Origin of the sequence: Halomonas sp. DP3Y7-2, from assembly GCF_019800795.1 — a bacterium.
GTDB lineage: Bacteria > Pseudomonadota > Gammaproteobacteria > Pseudomonadales > Halomonadaceae > Halomonas > Halomonas litopenaei_A.
Genome location: NZ_JAHVKJ010000001.1, coordinates 441,068 through 459,310, shown reverse-complemented (window position 1 = coordinate 459,310; position 18,243 = coordinate 441,068). Strand labels below are relative to the sequence as shown.

At 63.4% G+C, this 18,243-nt stretch carries 15 protein-coding genes and 1 other RNA gene; 8 read left to right on the top strand and 8 right to left on the bottom strand.

Going from position 1 to position 18,243, the window contains the following annotated elements; genetic code table 11:
* Window positions 1-67: 67 nt before the first annotated feature.
* Entirely contained in the window at window positions 68-1,378 is a 1,311-nt protein-coding gene (locus KUV45_RS01965) for a S41 family peptidase (protein WP_206942130.1), read from the top strand.
* Window positions 1,379-1,476: 98 nt separating this feature from the next.
* Here the strand turns inward: KUV45_RS01965 and KUV45_RS01960 are convergent, their stop codons facing one another.
* From KUV45_RS01960 to KUV45_RS01950, 3 genes are all read right to left on the bottom strand, one after another.
* Complete coding sequence (locus KUV45_RS01960; RefSeq protein WP_374107011.1) at window positions 1,477-2,664, bottom strand: UbiH/UbiF/VisC/COQ6 family ubiquinone biosynthesis hydroxylase; 1,188 nt, start codon at window positions 2,662-2,664, stop codon at window positions 1,477-1,479.
* Between the two features lie 298 nt (window positions 2,665-2,962).
* Entirely contained in the window at window positions 2,963-4,219 is a 1,257-nt protein-coding gene (gene ubiH, locus KUV45_RS01955; RefSeq protein WP_222162511.1) for a 2-octaprenyl-6-methoxyphenyl hydroxylase, read from the bottom strand.
* A 902-nt stretch (window positions 4,220-5,121) separates the two neighbouring features.
* Complete coding sequence (locus tag KUV45_RS01950) at window positions 5,122-5,706, bottom strand: UPF0149 family protein (protein WP_222162254.1); 585 nt, start codon at window positions 5,704-5,706, stop codon at window positions 5,122-5,124.
* A gap of 221 nt (window positions 5,707-5,927) precedes the next feature.
* Between KUV45_RS01950 and KUV45_RS01945 the strand changes: the two genes are divergently transcribed.
* The 3 genes from KUV45_RS01945 to KUV45_RS01935 all read left to right on the top strand — a co-directional run bounded on the left by KUV45_RS01945 (window position 5,928) and on the right by KUV45_RS01935 (window position 7,211).
* Complete coding sequence (locus tag KUV45_RS01945) at window positions 5,928-6,239, top strand: cell division protein ZapA (protein WP_206942127.1); 312 nt, start codon at window positions 5,928-5,930, stop codon at window positions 6,237-6,239.
* A gap of 127 nt (window positions 6,240-6,366) precedes the next feature.
* Window positions 6,367-6,551: non-coding RNA, 6S RNA (gene ssrS / locus KUV45_RS01940), on the top strand.
* Window positions 6,552-6,557: 6 nt separating this feature from the next.
* Window positions 6,558-7,211 (top strand): 5-formyltetrahydrofolate cyclo-ligase, encoded by a 654-nt coding sequence (locus KUV45_RS01935; protein ID WP_222162255.1) that lies wholly within the window; start codon window positions 6,558-6,560, stop codon window positions 7,209-7,211.
* A 743-nt stretch (window positions 7,212-7,954) separates the two neighbouring features.
* Here the strand turns inward: KUV45_RS01935 and ilvA are convergent.
* Window positions 7,955-9,469 carry a threonine ammonia-lyase, biosynthetic gene (gene ilvA, locus KUV45_RS01930; protein ID WP_222162256.1) on the bottom strand — a complete coding sequence of 505 codons (1,515 nt, stop codon included), beginning with the start codon at window positions 9,467-9,469 and terminating at the stop codon, window positions 7,955-7,957.
* A 155-nt stretch (window positions 9,470-9,624) separates the two neighbouring features.
* On the opposite strand from ilvA, the gene rpiA reads away from it, so the two are divergent.
* Window positions 9,625-10,299 (top strand): ribose-5-phosphate isomerase RpiA, encoded by a 675-nt coding sequence (gene rpiA, locus KUV45_RS01925; RefSeq protein WP_222162257.1) that lies wholly within the window; start codon window positions 9,625-9,627, stop codon window positions 10,297-10,299.
* Here rpiA and waaA read toward each other — a convergent pair.
* Genes waaA through KUV45_RS01910 form a run of 3 tightly spaced genes read right to left on the bottom strand, consistent with a single transcriptional unit; the run spans window position 10,277 to window position 14,140 of the window.
* Window positions 10,277-11,608 (bottom strand): lipid IV(A) 3-deoxy-D-manno-octulosonic acid transferase, encoded by a 1,332-nt coding sequence (gene waaA / locus KUV45_RS01920; RefSeq protein WP_222162258.1) that lies wholly within the window; start codon window positions 11,606-11,608, stop codon window positions 10,277-10,279. The genes rpiA and waaA overlap by 23 nt on opposite strands.
* A gap of 2 nt (window positions 11,609-11,610) precedes the next feature.
* On the bottom strand, window positions 11,611-13,041 hold the full coding sequence (gene hldE / locus KUV45_RS01915) for a bifunctional D-glycero-beta-D-manno-heptose-7-phosphate kinase/D-glycero-beta-D-manno-heptose 1-phosphate adenylyltransferase HldE (protein ID WP_206942119.1): 1,431 nt from the start codon (window positions 13,039-13,041) through the stop codon (window positions 11,611-11,613).
* Complete coding sequence (locus tag KUV45_RS01910; protein ID WP_222162259.1) at window positions 13,031-14,140, bottom strand: glycosyltransferase family 9 protein; 1,110 nt, start codon at window positions 14,138-14,140, stop codon at window positions 13,031-13,033. The genes hldE and KUV45_RS01910 overlap by 11 nt, the downstream gene beginning before the upstream one ends.
* Window positions 14,141-14,234: 94 nt before the next feature.
* Here KUV45_RS01910 and KUV45_RS01905 point away from each other — a divergent pair, with 94 nt between their 5' ends.
* Window positions 14,235-14,879 (top strand): 3-deoxy-D-manno-octulosonic acid kinase, encoded by a 645-nt coding sequence (locus KUV45_RS01905; RefSeq protein ID WP_308126689.1) that lies wholly within the window; start codon window positions 14,235-14,237, stop codon window positions 14,877-14,879.
* On the opposite strand, the gene KUV45_RS01900 is transcribed toward KUV45_RS01905, so the two are convergent.
* A complete protein-coding gene (locus tag KUV45_RS01900; protein WP_224851918.1) occupies window positions 14,876-16,009 on the bottom strand; it encodes a glycosyltransferase family 4 protein in 1,134 nt (377 codons plus the stop codon). The two genes, KUV45_RS01905 and KUV45_RS01900, sit on opposite strands and share 4 nt — an antisense overlap.
* Window positions 16,010-16,046: 37 nt before the next feature.
* On the opposite strand from KUV45_RS01900, the gene KUV45_RS01895 reads away from it, so the two are divergent.
* Window positions 16,047-17,144 (top strand): glycosyltransferase family 9 protein, encoded by a 1,098-nt coding sequence (locus KUV45_RS01895; RefSeq protein WP_222162261.1) that lies wholly within the window; start codon window positions 16,047-16,049, stop codon window positions 17,142-17,144.
* A 214-nt stretch (window positions 17,145-17,358) separates the two neighbouring features.
* Window positions 17,359-18,171 carry a glycosyltransferase family 2 protein gene (locus KUV45_RS01890; protein ID WP_222162262.1) on the top strand — a complete coding sequence of 271 codons (813 nt, stop codon included), beginning with the start codon at window positions 17,359-17,361 and terminating at the stop codon, window positions 18,169-18,171.
* Window positions 18,172-18,243 lie beyond the last annotated feature (72 nt).

Below are 18,243 nucleotides of genomic sequence, written 5' to 3'. Positions count from 1 at the left end.
CTGCCATTTCCATACCACCTGCCTGGGGCTATGCTTGAACCTTTCCCCTACGTCGAGCGGAGACCGCATGTTCCAACACCGAGCCGCACATCGCCCCTCGCGCCCTGCGACCGTCACCGGGCTCGGCCTGGCGTGGTGCCTCACCGCCCTACTGGCCTGGCCCGGCACCAGTCTGGCCCAGACCAGCAGCGCCGACGATGCGCTGCCGATCAACGAAATACAGGCCTTCTCGGAGGTCTTCGAGCGGATCAAGCGTGGCTATGTCGAGGAAGTCGACGATGCCACCCTGCTCAAGAATGCCATGCGCGGCATGTTATCCGAGCTCGACCCGCATTCCAGTTATCTGGACGAGGACGCCTTCCGCAATCTGCGCGAGACCACCCAGGGCGAATTCGGCGGCATCGGCATCGAGGTCGGGCTCGACGACGGCCAGCTCACGGTCATCACACCGATCGATGATACGCCGGCCCAGCGGGCTGGCCTGGAGGCACGCGATGCCATCCTGCGCATTGATGACACCCCGACAGACCGCCTGACGCTGCAGGAAGCCGTGGACATGATGCGCGGTGACCCAGGTACCGACATCCGCCTCACCGTGGTGGGTGCCGGCGACGGAGCCCCAAGGGAAGTCACCCTGTCTCGCGAGATCATCCGCACCGACAGCGTGAAGAGCGACGTGCTGGAGCCCGGATATGGCTATCTGCGCATCAGCCAGTTCCAGTCGCGCACCGGTGAGCAGGTCGAAGATGCCCTGGCCGAGCTGCGGGACGAGGGCGCCCAGTCGGGTATCGTGCTGGACCTGCGCAATAACCCTGGAGGCGTACTGCAATCAGCGGTGGACGTGGCCGACGCCTTCCTCGACAGAGGCCTGATCGTCTATACCGAAGGGCGCTTGGCCGACAGCGACATGAGCTTCTCCGCCACTCGTCGCACCGTGGCGCCCGACGTGCCTCTGGTCATCCTGATCAACGGTGGCAGCGCATCCGCCGCCGAGATCGTGGCAGGCGCGCTGCAGGACCAGCGTCGCGGCGTGGTAATGGGCACCGAGAGCTTCGGCAAGGGATCGGTGCAGCAGATCCTGCCCCTCGGCAATGGAGAAGGGCTGAAGCTGACCACGGCGCTCTACTACACCCCCAACGGGCGCTCGATTCAGGCCCAGGGCATCGAGCCCGATGTGGAAGTCGTGCGGGGCCGACTCGAGGTCGCGGAAAGCAGCGGCTTGAGGATTCGTGAAGCCGACCTGCAAGGGCACCTGGGCGAGGATAGCCAGCGTGACAGGAGCGACCAGAGCGACAGACTGGCTGGAGACTATCAGCTCGGCGAGGCCCTGAACCTGCTCAAGGCGCTGAATGTCATCAGCCAGCGCACTCCTCAGTAAGACGCAGGTGGCCAGGTCATCCTGGCCACCGTCTCCTGGGCCATCTCACCAGGGCCATCACCTAGGCAATAACGCCTGCCGACCGGTGCGGACTGTCATCAGCGACACGACGCCGGCAGGCGCCCGCGCGACCCGGTTGCCTGCTGCATGATCAGTCGCTTGAGCAGTGACACTCGATCGACGCCAGACAAGCCCAGGTTGCGCAGCAGGGTAATACCGGGGTGGCGGCTTCCGAAGAGCCGTCTGAAGCCATCCATCATCACCAGCATCATGCTGTTGTCACCGCGCCTGCGGCGCTCGTAGCGCGCCAGCAGGCGAATGTTGCCCGGAGACACGCCTCGGCGGCGGCCCTCCAGCAACTCCTCGGCCAGCACTGCCGCATCCAGAAAGCCCAGATTGACCCCCTGACCGGCCAACGGGTGAATGCTATGGGCAGCATCACCGACCAGCGCCAGGCCTGGCTGGTGGTAGCGCTCAGCGTGACGCTGGCTCAGCGGAAAACGGATCGCCTGGTCGAGGACCTCGACCGCGCCGAGGCAGTGATCCACGGCAGCCCCCATGGCCTGTCCCAACGCCTCGGACGGCATCTCACACAGCTGCTGCGCATGCTCAGGCGAGGTCGACCAGACGATCGAGCAATAGTGGCTGTCGCCGTCGACCGTCAGCGGCAGAAAGGCCAAGGGTCCGCTGGGCAGAAACGCCTGGCGCGCTACCGCGCCATGCTGACGCTCGATCCTGACGGTGGTGACCACTGCCTGATGCCCTGTGTCATGTTGGCTGACCTCGATCCCCGCCAACTCGCGTAGTGGTGATCGCGCCCCATCCGCACCAACCACCAGTGGCGCCGACAGCGTTCTGCCATCCTCCAGGCCCACCTCACGCATATCATCACTACCGGCCAGACTGACGATTCGCTGGCCATAAAAGCGCCTGATCTGCGGCAGCGCGTCCAGGCAAGCTTCCAGTGAGGCCAGCACCAGGTCGTTCTCGACGATGTGGCCCAGTACCGAAACCCCGGCCTGGTCGGCGCGAAAACGAATCTCGCCGGAGCCCTCGGCATCCCACACCTGCATGCCGGTGTAGGGCGTTACGCGCCGTGATGTAATATCCGTCCACGCACCAATCCCCTGAAGCAGCCGCTGGGATACAGGCGTCAAGGCGCTTACCCGAGGGGCAGGCGACGCCAGCGGCAGCCTCTGCCGGTCAAGAGGGCCAGGGCGTGGGTCGACCATCGCTACCGACCAGCCGGCGCGTCCCAGCAGTACGGCTAGAACCGCACCGACCATGCCGATGCCCGACACCACGACATCATAGGCTTCTGGCGCCGTCGCACTGGCCGCGTGTTGATCTTGCTCGCTCACCTTAGCCCCCGCCTGTTGTCGAATGCTGAACCATTGCCTGACGCCATCGCGCTGGCAGGCACAGTGTACCGCCATGCCCCTGGCTTCGCTCGCCGCCTTGCTGTCTCATCCTCCTGATGGAGATGCCGCGCTTCCCTGAGGGAGCGCCAAATACATCAGCCGAGCGCCGCTAGGCACCCGCAGCGCAGCGAATCATTGGCGCAGGCAGTTATCCCGTGTTGCCCTAACGCTCTATCCCCATCGCTCGCCTGGTCAAGGTCCCGCGCAGCGGGCCACTCAGGTTGAGCCCGATCAGGCCCGCTGCACGAGCATGGGACAGCAGCGGCTGGTCGATGCCAAACAGTCGGATCAGTCCGTCACTGAAGCGCACCACATTACGCTGGTCCGCCTGGCGCCTCCGTTCGAAGGCCGACAAGGTGTCACTGCTTCCCGGGGCATGGCCATCTTCCAGCCCTTGGTCAATCGCCTCGACCAGGTCCATCACGCCTCGCAGGGCGAGATTGAAGCCCTGCCCCGCGACCGGGTGGAGGGCATGGGCGGCATTTCCCATCACCGCCAGGCCAGGCCGAGTCGTCTCACGTGCGGTCACCAGTGACAGCGGGTAGACGTGTCGCTTGCCCACCTTGACGAAGGCACCAGCGCGGTCGCCGAAAGCCCGCTGCAGCTCGTCGAGAAAACCCCGGTCAGACAGCGCCAGACGACGCTGCTCGCTTTCCCTGGCATGGGTCCACACCAGCTCCATCGACTGCCCGGGCAAAGGCAGCAGCGCCATCGGCCCTTCGCGGGTGAAGCGCTCATAGGCGACGCCTCCATGGGGCCGGGATACCGCCACATTGGCGATCAGCGCAACCTGCTCGTAGGGGGTGGCATCACTTTCGATGCCCAGCGCCTCTTTCAAGCCTGATCGACCGCCGTCAGCCATGACCGTAAGGCCTGCCTGCAAGGTACGACCTGATGACAGCACCAGTCGGTGTCCGCCAGCACAGGCAGAGATGTGCTCGACCGTTGCGGGACAGTGCCAGTCCAACGGCAGCTCAGCGAGGCGGTGATGCAACACCTGCCCCATCCACGCATTAGGGATCACATAGCCCAAGGCATCGACGCCCATTTCCTGCGCACGCAGCCGTGTCGCCCCCAATCGCCCTTTCTCACTGACATGAATCAATGAGATGGGGCTCGCCTGGGGGGCCATGGCCGACCACACACCCAAGGTCTCGAAGTGCGCAGCGGTCCCTGCCGCGATAGCGCTTGCCCGGGCATCGAAGCTGGGCTGCCAGTCACTGGCTGGGGCCGTCGCAGCGGCCATTGGCGAGGCTTCGATGACAGCTACCCGCAAGCCACGATCGTGGATCAACCGCGACAGTGCGACGCCCAGGCTGGCGCCGACCAGTCCGCCACCAATAATCGCGACATCAACCTGCTCAACGCCGGCCGACGCCTCCTCGCGTGCCACCCCCAAAGGCGCACTGGCGCTCGCCATTTGGCCGGGGGCATCACCTCCGGTATCCGCACCAGCCTGGGCATTGTCTTGCGCATCGGCAGCCGCTACCGCCTGTGGTGCCGCCTGATCCTGGGGACGACCTTCGGTCATACTGTAATCCTGTAAATATTTTACGTAACAAGCTTTCTGAACATGATGAGGCGATCAGAAAATAACCACATTGTGTAACAATAAAGCCAGCAGCAAGTAGCCAAAAAATCGCTCCTGGCATCGCTGAGTCCTCCTGCCGGACACAAGGTCCTGCCGGGTCACCTTGCCGGCCAAGCGCCCTCAGCGTCCTTTCCGGTCGATCTCGATCAACTGCCTTGGCCACCTGACGTGACCCTCTACGTTGGCTGCCAGCAATAAACAGCAGCATTGCCTGACCGTCACACCAGCAAATGGCGACAGTGACAGCATCGACCAGTGGCGTCTCGGTGCTGTCGACAGCAGCAGAGAGCGACCGCTGACGACGTCGTATGTCACGCGGGCGCGCTAGGACACGAGATCCAAGCTGTCGGCGGTTTTCTCTATTTTCGATACCGTTAGCACCACGATCACAACAAAATAACCAGCAATACGCAGCATAGCAGGCTCTGCGTCAGAGTGAAGGTTGCGTATCGAGAAGGGGCTCACTGGACGGCAGAGGGCATGACCAGGTAAGAGCGCAGCAGGGCAAGGCGCTCAACCAGGGAGCGGACGAGCAAGGCGACGTAAAGACAACGGCAACGACAACGAGCAAGGGGAGAGCGGAGAGATCTGGCCGCCGCGGCTATCGCTTGGGCGCTCAGGGCAAAGGCCGCGGCGAGGGGGGAAACGGACGGTGCAGGCGACACCCGCTGACACCTGGTCCGTGGCAGGGCGTGCCCAGGCAGCGGTAGAACGCCACCTGGGAGCGCGCCTCAATGGGTGGTCGGCGGCTCTTCGTCGACCTTTTCCACTTGCGGCGTGCCCGGATGCTGTTCGGTATAGAGCAACATCGCCGCCATGCGCGCATGCTCGGTCAAGGCGAACAGGTCGTTTTCGTTTTCCGCGCTGTCATCGATATCGGTGTCGATGGCCGCCAGGCCTGCCAGGTCGTCGATGGCTTCCGCCAGCGCCGCCGACCATGCCTTGCGCGGCTCTTCACCGGCATCCTCAACGACCTCAAGAAAACCGAGCGTCCACTCCTTCAGGCCCTGCGCGCGCTCGGCCAGGGAAAACAGCTCGTCAGGCAGCAGCGGCTCAAAATTCAGCTCGCTGCCTGACAGCGCATCCAGGGTCTGGCGGCGCCAACCCAGCAGACGTTCAGCGCTGGCTTCATCCTTGGGCTGGTCGACCCCCAGGGTTAAACAGACCTGCTGCAACCAGCCTTCCGCCGTCAGATCGTGGAGCCCCAGCTCGGCACACAGACGGCCATCCAGAAAGGCCGGCGACTGCATGCTGCCGTGCAGCAGGAAGGTATCGGCAATGGTGGAAAAATCCTGGCGTTCGTTAATCAGTGACATAGCAATTTCCGCTGAAAGAGACGGCATCGGGGAGGGGACTGGGAGGACCGCAGCAACGCCTGGCACCCCCACGCTATCGACGAAGGTCCCGCGGTCATGATGCCTCGCGTTGACCCCCCGCTGACGGCTCTCTTATAGTGACTCGCAATCGATACCCCTGATGGTAACGCATTCTGCCCCTTCGGCGCTGCGTTGACCGAGGCCCTTCCGGAGCCAGGCCCATGACAGATACCACGCGGCATACCACCGACATTACGCTGCTGGAGCGCCCCTATACCATTGCCTGCGCCCCAGAGGAGCAAGAGGGCCTTGAGCGCGCTGCGCGCTACCTGGACCAGGCTATGCAGGGTATTCACGCACGCGGCAAGATGGTGGATCGCGAGAAGATCGCGATCATGGCGGCACTCAACCTGGCCCATGAGCTACTTGGCTTGCGTGACGAGAAGCGCGCCAGTGAGGCCAGTCTCAGTGAGCTGAACACCCGACTGGAGCAGGCCTTGGCCACCGCCCCAGCCCGCGAATCACGTGACTGAGACGCCACGACGCACGTGACTCAGACACACTAAAGGACCACACCCGCCAGCGACGGTTTGCACTGGGCGCTTGTCCCTCATTGGCATCTTCGCTTTGGAGCAGCCTCGCTGTCTGTTAGCATGTAGCTGTTCCCTGGGGTGTGCGCCAGTCGTTATAGTCCCTCGAGCCTATGAGCAGTACCCAGGGGGCCAATAGCTAGCCGGGCCCGTGTGCATGTCCGTGCGACGGAAAGCCTGACGGCTCGGCTGCGGCCACCCACCTTGAACCTATGGGTTCAAGGGCCAGAACGACAGCGGCATTCTGGGGAACCTTGAACGATGAATCTGTGCTCCAACCACGAAGCTCAGACAGCGCTCGGGCACTTGTCACGCACCGAGCTGCGACGCGAGCTGCGTCGCCGACGCCGCGACTTGAGTCAGCAGCAGCAACAGACGGCGAGCCTGGCATTGGTCGCGACACTGCGTCGCCTGCCGGAGCTGTTGACCGCTCGACACGTGGCGCTCTACCTGCCCAACGACGGGGAAATCGATCCTCGGCCCCTCATTCGCTGGCTGCATCGCCGCCGTGCCCAGGCCTATCTCCCGGTACTGCGCCCCTTGGCGGCCAACTGCCTGTGGTTCGTTCGCTACGACGCCCGCACCCCCATGGTGACCAATCGCTTCGGCATATCCGAGCCGGACAGCCGTTTCGGGGCGCATCCGTCACACCGTATGCCTGCCTGGGCTCTCGATGCCATCCTGCTGCCTCTGGTCGGCTTTGACTCGGCAGGGCAGCGCATGGGCATGGGAGGGGGCTTCTACGACCGCACCCTGGCCTTTGCCCATCCTGCGCAATACAACGGCGGCCCCAGGCCTCGCCTGATTGGGCTCGCCCATGATGTACAGCGAGTGGACCACCTACCGATCGCCTCCTGGGATGTCCCCCTGGATGCCATCGTCAGCGATGCAGGCGTCATTCGTCCTGCGCACTGAAACAGCCGCGGCTCAGGGCCTGAAACGCATCCGGCCGCCCATGGTGGGCGGCCGGATCGCGATATCTGCCGATGTCGTGCTCAATGGCGCGGGAGATCTCTCCCTCTGGTCGGTTTCAGCCGCCGACCAGCGCCTGGGCATAGCCGGTGGCGACGACTCCCAGACCGAAAACCAGCACCAGTGACATGATCAGATCGGGCTTGCGTCTCATTCCTGACTCCGTATATACGGCCGCCTGCCGTATTGTCTTGATGTTATAGGTCGAAGCAACTAAGGAAACACTGCATAAATGCCTGTGCAGACGATTCGCCGCGTTGCGCGCTGCTCGAACTCCTCACCTATACCGCATAGGCTCCGGGTTCTGCGCTGCGGGCGCCTTGCGCCTCATTCCGCTCGGCTGATTTATTCAGCGCTTCCCAAGCTCAGACTATAGGCTGGGCACTTATGCATGGCAATTACCACTCTAGTGGCATGACGCACGTCTACAGACCAGCTCTGGCCCAGCAAGTAAGTCAGCGCTCGCGCGCAGGATACGCCGCTTGATCCCAACTGCCAAGATGTCTTGGCACGCTATTCACTGTCCTCCGTCATGACATGCGCGGATGACGGCATTCCCCTTCGACAAGGCCCTGCTGGCCACCGTTACTCATTCCGTGTCGGTGGCGCTGACAGGGCCGATACAGTGCTGTACTCGGGGCTCTTGGCGATGCCCTGAAGCGATGCCAAGAAGCCATGCCCCAACGCTATGCCATGAACAGTTGGTAGGCGGGATTGTCGCTTTCCTTCCAATAGCGATAGCCAATGGCATCGAAATGCTCTTCCACATGACTGCGATCGCCATTGGGAATCTGCATACCGACCAGCACTCGACCATAGGCCGCGCCATGATTGCGATAGTGGAACAGCGAAATGTTCCAGTCCTGGGGGAGGTGGGTCAGGAAATTCATCAGCGCCCCGGGACGTTCGGGGAACTCGAAGCGATAGGCTTCTTCAACAAACTCGGTGCGGGGTCGACCTCCGCCAAGATGGCGAATATGCAACTTCGCCAGCTCGTTGTCGGTGAGGTCCTCGACCGGATAACCCGCCTCGAACAGACGGCCGATCAACGCCTGGCGATCTTCGCCACCGGGCTTGACCTGCACACCGACAAAGATATGGGCCTGATCGGCATCAGCGTAGCGATAATTGAATTCGGTCACCATACGCTTGCCGATGGTACGGCAGAACTTCTTGAAGCTGCCTGGGCGCTCAGGAATCGTCACCGCCAGGATCGCCTCACGCTGCTCACCCAGCTCGGTCCGTTCGGCAATATGCTGTAGGCGGTCAAAGTTGGTGTTGGCGCCAGAGTTGATGCATACCAGCGTCTGATCCTGGGCGCCGCTCTCCTGGATATACTTCTTCAGTCCGGCCAGCGACAGCGCCCCCGAGGTCTCTGACACGGCACGGGTATCCTCGAAGATATCCTTGACCGCCGCACACATCTCATCGGTGTTGACGGTAATCACGTCATCGACCAGGTCACGCATCAGTGAAAAAGGCACCTTGCCGATCTGCGCTACGGCGACGCCCTCGGCGAATACCCCCACCTGGTCCAGCACCACCCGTTCACCCGCCTCAAGGGCAGCCTTGAGACAGGCACTGTCCTCGGACTCGACCCCGATGACCTTGATCTCAGGGCGCAGGTACTTGATGTAGGCCGCCATGCCGGCGATCAATCCGCCGCCGCCCACCGGAATGAAGACGGCGTCAATGGGGCCGCTATGCTGGCGCAGAATCTCCATGGCGACGGTCCCCTGACCGGCGACCACGTCGATGTCGTCAAACGGCGGGATGTAGGTATAGCCGTGCTGCTCCACCAACTCGTGAGCATGCTCTGCAGCAGCGGCGAAGGCATCGCCCTTGAGGATGACCTTGGCGCCCCAGCCTCGCACGGCGGCGACCTTGATTTCAGGGGTGATGCGCGGCATTACGATCACCGCCTTGACGCCCATCAACTTGGCGGCAAGCGCCAGTCCCTGAGCGTGATTTCCCGCAGAGGCCGCGATCACGCCCTTGGCCTTCTGCTCGTCGCTGAGGTGGGCCATACGGTTATAGGCGCCGCGAATCTTGAACGAGTGCACCGGCTGCAGATCTTCACGCTTGATCAGAATCTGGTTGTTGAACCGTCGAGACAGCATGGGAGCCGGGGAAATCGGCGTTTCACGGGCCGCTTCATAAACCCGGGCCTGGAGGATCTTCTTGACGGTAGCTTCGAGCATTCTGGTATCCAGCGTGAGGGGGCAAGCAAAGCCCCTATTGTTAGCATCGCGCTGCACCTGGCGTCCAGCGCCAGTCGCCTCGGCTGCTGTCTGTGCACGTTTACCCTATAATGATCGCCGCCCACCCATTTTGAAGACCCCTGCGCAGGTATCTCATGACCCAGGACGAACTCAAGGACGCTGTCGCGGCAGCCGCCATCGATGAAGTGCGCCCGATGCTTGGCAAAGACATCGTGATCGGCGTCGGCACCGGCTCGACCGCGAACTTCTTCATCGATCGACTCGCAGCGCTGCGCGGCGACTTCCGCGGTGCCGTCGCCAGTAGCGAGGCCAGCGCCAAGCGCTTGAAGGACCATGGCATCGATCTGTATGAACTGAACGAAGTTGGCACACTCCCAGTCTATGTGGACGGCGCAGACGAAGTGAATGCTCACTTGCATATGATCAAGGGCGGGGGTGCCGCACTGACCCGCGAGAAGATCGTGGCCGCCTGTTCGACCACCTTCATCTGTATCGCCGATGCGTCCAAGCGAGTGGCACGACTTGGCGACTTCCCGCTGCCGATCGAGGTGATCCCGATGGCCAGGTCCTACGTGGCGCGTGAAATGGTCAAGCTGGGTGCGGACCCGGTCTACCGCGAGGGCGTGGTGACTGACAACGGCAACCAGATCATCGATTGCTATGGTCTCGAGATCGACGATGCCGTCGCCCTCGAGCGCCAGATCAATGCCATCGTCGGCGTTGTCACCAATGGGCTGTTTGCGGCTCGTCCCGCCGACGTGCTGCTGCTCGGCAGTGCTGAAGGCGTCAGTCGTCAACTGCCGGCGTAAGCTCCCGTGCGCGCTCACTGCATCGTGCATCGATAAGCGCATCCAGCCCATCGAGGGTCGCGTCCAACGCACCTCGATGGGTATCAAGCACGTGCTGCCCAGCCTCACTGAGCCGCTGACGCTGTTCACCATCTTCCAGTAACGCCGCCACTCGCTCACTCAGTTCCTCGGCATCGGCAACCTCGACCAGCGCTGCGGCATCTCGCAACGCCTGGGCGACGTCCGCGAAGTTCTCCAGGTGAGGTCCGGTAACCACCGGCACCCCCATCATGGCGGGCTCCAGCAGGTTGTGTCCTCCGATCGGTACGAGGCTGCCCCCCACAAACGCAAGGTCGGCACACCCGTAGAGGGCCTGCAGCTCGCCCATGCTGTCACCGAGATACACATGGACCCGAGCGCTGGGCACACGTCCGCGGGAACGGCGGACGATGTCGAAACCGGCCTCACGGCACAGTTCGGCGACGTCATCAAAGCGCTGCGGATGCCTCGGTACCAGCACCAGCAACGCATCCGGGAAGCGCTCCAGCAGCCGTCGATGCACCTCCAGCAACTGCTCGTCTTCACCCGGATGGGTCGATCCTGCGACCCAGACCGGGCGATGACCAATGGCTGCGTGCAAGCGCTCACTCACCACCTGAGAGGCGGGATCCACCGTCATGTCGAACTTCATCGAGCCGACGACCTGAATATTCTGGGGCGCCATGCCTAGCGCGATGAAGCGCTCAGCGTCGTCTCTGGACTTGGCCGCCAGCCAATCGACACAGGACAGCGCCTGGGCCATCAGCGGGCGCAGCCGGCGATAGCCGCGAAAGGCGCGTGGCGACAGTCGTCCATTGACCACCGCAACGGGAATGCTCTGCTGGACACAGGCGTTGAGCAGGTTAGGCCACAGCTCGGTCTCGAAGAAGATGGCCTGCTGCGGTGCCAGGCGCTGGACGAAACGGCGCGCCGCGCCAGGAAAGTCCAGCGCCACGAAAACGTGGCTCAAGGGGGCCGCAGCCTCCGCCTCAGGCACGTCCTCGGCCAACGAGGCCACGCGCTCGGCGCCGGTGGCGGTCATGGTGCTGACCACCAGCCGATGATCAGGGTGCCGCAAGCGCAGCGCTCGAATCAGCGGGCGGGCGGCGACGACCTCTCCTACCGATGCGCAATGGAGCCAGAGCCTTGGACGCTCATCGGCGAAGGGCAGCAAACAGCCAAGGCGCTCTGCTCGAGGTCGTCCCACCAATTGTTCCCGCCACACTCGTCGCCAGATCACCGGCGAGAGCAGGCAAAGCGCGCCTGAATAGGCAAGCCGCGGCCAGCGCATGCTCAGCCCTCGCGGTCGAGGATGGTCGATATCATGGCGGTGGTGGAGACACCGTCCTCAAAGCCCAGCACCTTGACCTCGCCACCGGCAGCGCGGACCGCCTCGCCGCCCGCGATGTCCTCGGGCCGATAGTCACCACCCTTGACCAGTACATCCGGCAGCACGGCTTCGATCAGCCGTGCCGGAGTCTCTTCGGCGAAGGGCACCACCCAGTCGACGGCCCCCAGGCCCGCCAGCACTTGCATCCGACGGTGAAGCGGGTTGATCGGTCGCTTGGGTCCCTTGAGCCGACGGATAGACTCGTCATCGTTGACCGCCACGATCAGGCGATCACCCAGCTGTCGAGCGTGCTCCAGGTAGGCCACATGGCCTGCGTGCAGAATGTCGAAGCAGCCGTTGGTCATGACGACCCGTTCACCGCGCGCCTGAGCTGCGCGCACCGCAAGCACCAGCGGACATTCTTCGATGACGCCGAATTCGGCCAACTTATCGCCATGCAGAGCGGTATAAAGCTCGGCAATCGACAGGGTCGCGGTGCCGGGCTTGGCCACCACCAGGCCCGCCGCCAGGTTGGACAAGGTCATGGCCTCGGCAAAGCCATGCCCGGCGGCAAGAGCCAGCCCAAGCACGGCAATCACGGTATCGCCGGCGCCGGTCACATCGTAGACCTCACGTGCTCGGGTCGGCAGGTGCAAGGGATCCTGCCCTTCGCGAATCAGCGTCATGCCCTTTTCGCTGCGGGTGATCAGCAGCGCTTCCAGGTCCAGCTCCTGGCGCAGCGCTTCTCCCTTGCTGGCCAGGATGTCATCGCTCGGGCAAGGCCCGACCACCGCCTCGAACTCGGCCAGATTGGGGGTAATCACGCTGGCACCGCGGTAGCGGCGAAAATCGCTGCCCTTGGGATCCACCAGCACGCGCTTGCCGGCACGGCGCATCTCGGGAATGACCGCTTCGACATTGGCCAGGGTGCCCTTGCCATAGTCGGACAGGATCACCAGGTCGAAACTGTCGGTGGCCTCTACCAGTCGCGGGGCCAGTTCGCTGGTATCGATCTTGTCGAGCCCGTCCTCGAAATCCAGGCGGATCAGCTGCTGGTTGCGGCTCATTACCCTAAGCTTGGTAATCGTGGGTACACCAGGAGTACGGTGGAAGTGAGTACTTACTCCCACCTCCTCCAGGCGAGTCGTCAGGCGGTCGGCATTGTCATCGTCCCCGACCAACCCAGCCAGCGCCGCATGAGCGCCCAGCGAGGCAATGTTCAGCGCGACGTTGGCGGCGCCCCCGGGACGATCTTCGCACTCTTCCACCCGCACCACCGGCACCGGCGCCTCGGGCGAGATCCGCGAGGTTCCCCCATGCCAGTAGCGGTCCAGCATGACGTCGCCCACCACCAGTACGCGGGAGCGCTCAAGCGCGGTCAAATCAAGCTTCATCGGGGGACTCCCTATCGAGGTCGGAGCGGGAAGAGGCGGCAGTATCGGCCAGCAGTCGGTCTAACTGCGCAATGACGTCGTCAGCGCTGATCAGGGACATCGCGTCCGGGTGACGCACCCGCTGCCCCCAGGTGATAGTGTCAGCGTCCTCGTGCAGAAACTGGCGCACGGCGTCGGGGTAGCGATTGACCACATAGTCTCGCCACAGGTATGGGGCGGCACGATCCGGATTGGTCGTCGCAAACAGGCCCACCACCGGTGTGTTCAGGGCATTGGCCATATGCACGGGTCCTGAATCCGGAGCGATGACCGCACGGGCCCGATCGATCAGCGCCAGCAGGCCCTTGAGCGACGTGCCACCGATGGCGTCGATCACCGCATCACTCTGGCACAGGCCCTGGATGCGCGAGCCCATCTCTCTTTCCTGGGTGCTGCCACCACCGGTCATGACGGTCTTCAGGCCATATTGGGTCCAGGCATGCTCGACCACGGCGGCGTAGCCTTCTGCCGACCAGTTGCGGAAATTGCGCAGACGCGGGTTTGCACAGGGGCTGATCAACACGTAGCCCGCCTCCCCGGTCAGCTCACGGGCTTCCTGGTAAGCCGCCTCGGGTATCGGCAGGCGCCACTCCAGGCTGTCATCCTCGACGCCCATCAAGCGAGCAAAGTCCATGAAGGACTCGAGGACGTGAGCACGATCACGCGGGGCCAGCTGACGATGGGTAAACCAGTACTGACGATCCTTGGCGCGAGCCGGATCAAAACCCACCCGAACATCGGCCCTGAGTCCCAGTGACAGCACACTGGCCCGCAGCGCTTGCTGCATGTGCAGCAGCACATCAAACCGGGTATCGGCCAGTTCTCGCCACAGCGCGCGCATGCCCTTGAGGCCAGTGGACTTGTCGTAGACGATGAACTCGACCCCTGACAAGCCCGTCAGTAGACTGTGTTCGCCCTTGCCGATGATCCAGGTGATCCGCGCTTCGGGCCATTGGCGCTGCAGGGCTCGAACCGTGGGCACCAGGTTGCAGACATCTCCCAGGGCGGAGAGACGCAGCACGCCGATGTGGGCTGGACGAGCGGGCAGAGGATGCTTCATGCGGTTGGCAACGTATCAATCAGGAAAGGTGGGCATTTTATACGATGCCACTAGTTTATGTGACGCTGGTCTAACGCCACAAATCGGAGCGTCCTTGCTGGACCCGGAATACTGGCGAGACAGTGGTCATGTCGTCGGCCAGGCGCCTGGTCGAGGCCAGAGTCTGTTTCTCGATCTGGGCGAGCAGCAATGGGTGCTGAGACCCTATCGGCGTGGCGGTATGGTGGCACGCCTGTCTCGCAGTCACTACCTGTGGACCGGCATCGAACGCACCCGCGCCTTCCGCGAGGTAGAACTGACCGCTGCGCTGTTTGACGCCGGGCTGCCGGTGCCACGGCCGATCCTGGGGGGCGTCATACGTCAGGGGGCCACCTATCAGGCCGCGCTGATCACCCAGCGCCTGCCCCAGACTCGTGCTCTGGCCGAGGCACTGGCCAGCCACGAGGTCGATGCCGAGCTGCTGGCCGACGTCGGACGCGTGATCCGGCGGTGCCACGACCAGGGCCTGGATCATGTCGACCTCAACGCACGTAACCTGCTCATCGACACCACAAGGCAGGTCTGGCTGATCGACCTTGATCGCTGTCGCCTGCGCCGCCCCGGGCGCTGGCAGGACGCCAACCTGGCACGTCTGGGTCGCTCCCTTGAGCGCTTCTGTGCAACCTCAACAGCCGCCGCCCAGGCACTGGCAGAGATCCAGCGAGGCTACCGTTCTGAGGAAGGCTCTGGCTCCCACTAAACGTCGATGACGTCAGCGTAGACATCGATCAGTCCCTCGACGTGGCGTGACAGCAGGAAATGCTGTTTCACCCTGAGCCTTGCCTCGCTGCCCAGACGCGCTCGCAGCTCACTGTCGGCCGACAGCTCGGCCATCGCAGATGCCCATTCCTGGGGCGCCTGGGGATCTGCCAGGCGGCCACTGTGGCTATCGATAAGTTCAGGAATGGCACCACTGCGTGAGCCGATCACCGCCTTGCCTGCCGCCATCGCTTCGATCACTGTCAGTCCGAAGGCTTCATTGCGTGACGGCACGCACACCACGTCGAGCACTTCGAATAACCGCGCGAGATCCCGTCGAAACCCGGTGAAGGTCACCCTCGATGACAGTCCCAACTCCTCGACTCGCGCCTGGAGCTCCGCCACGTACTCCTCGCGGCTACCCTCTTCTGCTGCCAGACCGCCAACGATGACCCCGTGCACGTCGAGTGCCGGATGTTCGCGCAGCAGCAGAGCCAGCGCTTCGATGAACACCTGCTGTCCCTTGCCGGGTGTCAGCCGACCCGCCACCCCGATGGTCACCGCCTTGGCCGGCAGGCCCAGGCTACTTCGAAGGGCGCGCCGCTCACCCGCATCCAGGCGCGGTGCCAACGCCGCCGGATCGATCCCCAGATACAGCCGCTGGATACGTTCGGCGGGCAGTGGAAAGGCCTTGAGGTTACGACGACGGGTCGCGTCACTGATCGACAGCAATCGATCGACCTTGCCGTAGGCCCAGCGGTGGTAGAGGTCCTTCTTCGGCCGCGTGACGCCCATATGGTCGGTAAAGATCACGCCCAGACTCGGCCTCAGCGTCGCCAGCAGTGCAGCGAGTCGCAGATCGCTGGACTTGTGGCAATGCAGCAGACGAATGTCGTGCTCGCGCAGATACGCCAGCCAACGCCCCACGGCAAACAGCGCGGACGTGCGCGAGGCAGCGGTCAGAGGGACGACACCAGCGCCTTCGAGGCTTTGCGCTACCCGTGAGTCCGCCAGTGCCAGAGCGTGCGTCTCCCACCCACGGGCGGCCAGCTCCGGTATAATCCTCGCCGGATACATTTCCAGTCCGCCCCAGCCGTCCGACAGGCAGATATGCATGACCTTGTGACTCAAGGTGGTCTCCTTTCCGATGGCGGGCTCGGGAGCCCTGATGACATCAACGACGGCCACGGCCGACGCAAGCACCCCTCGACTGTTGGTGGTGCGCAACGACAAGCTTGGCGACTTCATGCTTGCCTGGCCAGCCCTGGCCACGCTGAAGGCAGCACGCCCGGCACCACATATTACCGCGCTGGTGCCATCCTACACGGCGCCCGTCGCCAGGCTATGCCCGTGGATCGACGAAGTGATCCTGGACCCAGGCGACGAGGCGCCGAAAGCGCAGCAGCGCCAGCTGCTCGCATCTCTGCGCCAGGGGCACTTCACCGCACTGCTGACGCTGTTTTCCACCACGCGGATCGGTTGGCTAGGGTTGCGTGCCGGGATTCCGCTGCGCATGGCCCCCGCGACCAAGTGGGCGCAGCTATTCTACAACCGCAGGATCACTCAGCGCAGATCCCGTTCTGACCGGCCCGAATACGTCTACAACCAGCAATTGGCAGAGGCGATGGTCGAGGCCTTGGCGCTGTCGCCGGGCGAAGCCGTCCGCCCACCCTTCTGGCCTCAACCCGAGGGAGACAGGGAGCAACGGCGCCTGGCGCTGGCCAGCCAACTTGGTCTTGCCTCCACCGGGAGCTGGATCTATCTGCATCCTGGCAGCGGGGGGTCAGCGGTCAACCTCAGCCCCGACGCCTACGCCCAGCTGGCACAGGACGTCGATCGCCGCATGCGGCAGCAGGGCGCCACTCAGCCCCACTGGATCGTCACCGCTGGGCCCGGGGAAGACGCGGTAGCGAATACTCTCGTCGCCCGCCTGAAAAGCGCTGGCCTAAGCGCCCGGCGTCTGCCCCCTGCCGCAGGGCTCGCTGACTTTGCCTGCAGTATCGCCGCCGCTGACGCCTTCGTTGCCGGCTCCACCGGCCCGCTGCATATCGCGGGCTGTCTCGACGTGATCACGGTAGGCTTCTATCCGTCCCACCGTTCAGCGACACCGCTGCGCTGGCAAACCTGCAATGCCCCTGAACATCGGCTGGCCTTTCACCCGCCCCCAGGGGACCAGGCTCGCGACATGTCCGCGGTAGACCTGGACGAGGCCGCAGCAGCCATCGCGGCGACACTGGTCGACGCCGACAGGCGAGCCACGTCATGAGTCGTGTCTTGCCAACCCAGTGTCGCTAGGCCTGATTTGCCAAGCCCGATTTGCCAAAACTGAATTGCCAAACCCACGACCAACGGCACCCATCGACTTTTGTTGTGCACACCCGCATAGTCCTGACACGCTGATGCACACTGGACACCGCGTCTACTGTCCGTCAGCGGGTCGTTCGCTTCATCTTTCGCATCACCACAGCAGGCATGTCGCCATGACTCCGATTACCGGCATCATCATTACCCTCAACGAACAGGACAATGTCGAAGGGGCCATCGCGTCGCTGCAACCCGTGTGCGATGAAATCATCGTGGTGGACTCCGGCAGCGACGATGACACCGTAGCGCTGGCCGAGGCGGCGGGTGCGAAGGTGATTCATCAACCCTATCTGGGTGATGGGCCGCAGAAAGCCTTTGCCGTCCCCCAGGCACGACATGACTGGATCCTGGCGCTGGATGCCGATGAACGGCTCGATGACGACGCTGTCGCCGCCATTCGCGAGCTGACCTTGGAAGACCCACAGACGGCCTATCGCTTTCGTCGACGCAACTTCGCAGGTCGACACTGGATACGTGCCGCGGGCTTCTATCCTGATCCGGTAACGCGGTTGTACAACCGCACGACCTCGGGCTATCTGCCCAAGAAGGCGCACTCATCCGTCAAGGCGCCAACGGTGGTCGATGTCGATGCTCACCTGAGCCATTTCACCTACCGTGACCTGTCACACTGGATGCAGCGGATCGATCAGCTGTCGACCCGGGATGCCTGGGCGATGAGGGAACGGGGTGTCACCCCCTCTGCGCTTCGCCCCAGCCTGCATGCGCTCACCGCCATGCTGCGCAAGCTGGTGCTGAAGGGAGGTCTGCTGCAGGGTCAGGATGGTATGACCGTCGCGATCACGACGGCATTCCATGCGTACATGAAGTATGCAAAGCTGAACGAACTGTACGAAAACGAGCGAGCCGAGCGCCAGGGAAGCCGTCCAACCGGGTCGTCAGGTAACGACGACTCGACGTCGACGCGCTAGTGCGTCAAGCGAAGGATTCGCACCTCCGCGGTCAGCACTGCTGATTCGCGACTCCCGGGCGACAATGGCTTC

Bases quoted from the DNA above. Each gene is read 5' to 3' on its own strand.
- KUV45_RS01965 (WP_206942130.1), top strand. From the start codon at position 68: ATGTTCCAACACCGAGCCGCACATCGCCCCTCGCGCCCTGCGACCGTC.
- KUV45_RS01935 (WP_222162255.1), top strand. From the start codon at position 6,558: ATGAATCTGTGCTCCAACCACGAAGCTCAGACAGCGCTCGGGCACTTG.
- KUV45_RS01895 (WP_222162261.1), top strand. From the start codon at position 16,047: ATGACATCAACGACGGCCACGGCCGACGCAAGCACCCCTCGACTGTTG.
- KUV45_RS01890 (WP_222162262.1), top strand. From the start codon at position 17,359: ATGACTCCGATTACCGGCATCATCATTACCCTCAACGAACAGGACAAT.
- hldE (WP_206942119.1), bottom strand. From the start codon at position 13,041: ATGAAGCTTGATTTGACCGCGCTTGAGCGCTCCCGCGTACTGGTGGTG.
- KUV45_RS01950 (WP_222162254.1), bottom strand. From the start codon at position 5,706: ATGTCACTGATTAACGAACGCCAGGATTTTTCCACCATTGCCGATACC.
- KUV45_RS01960 (WP_374107011.1), bottom strand. From the start codon at position 2,664: ATGGTCGGTGCGGTTCTAGCCGTACTGCTGGGACGCGCCGGCTGGTCG.
- rpiA (WP_222162257.1), top strand. From the start codon at position 9,625: ATGACCCAGGACGAACTCAAGGACGCTGTCGCGGCAGCCGCCATCGAT.
- KUV45_RS01910 (WP_222162259.1), bottom strand. From the start codon at position 14,140: ATGAAGCATCCTCTGCCCGCTCGTCCAGCCCACATCGGCGTGCTGCGT.
- waaA (WP_222162258.1), bottom strand. From the start codon at position 11,608: ATGCGCTGGCCGCGGCTTGCCTATTCAGGCGCGCTTTGCCTGCTCTCG.
- ilvA (WP_222162256.1), bottom strand. From the start codon at position 9,469: ATGCTCGAAGCTACCGTCAAGAAGATCCTCCAGGCCCGGGTTTATGAA.
- KUV45_RS01945 (WP_206942127.1), top strand. From the start codon at position 5,928: ATGACAGATACCACGCGGCATACCACCGACATTACGCTGCTGGAGCGC.
- ubiH (WP_222162511.1), bottom strand. From the start codon at position 4,219: ATGGCGAGCGCCAGTGCGCCTTTGGGGGTGGCACGCGAGGAGGCGTCG.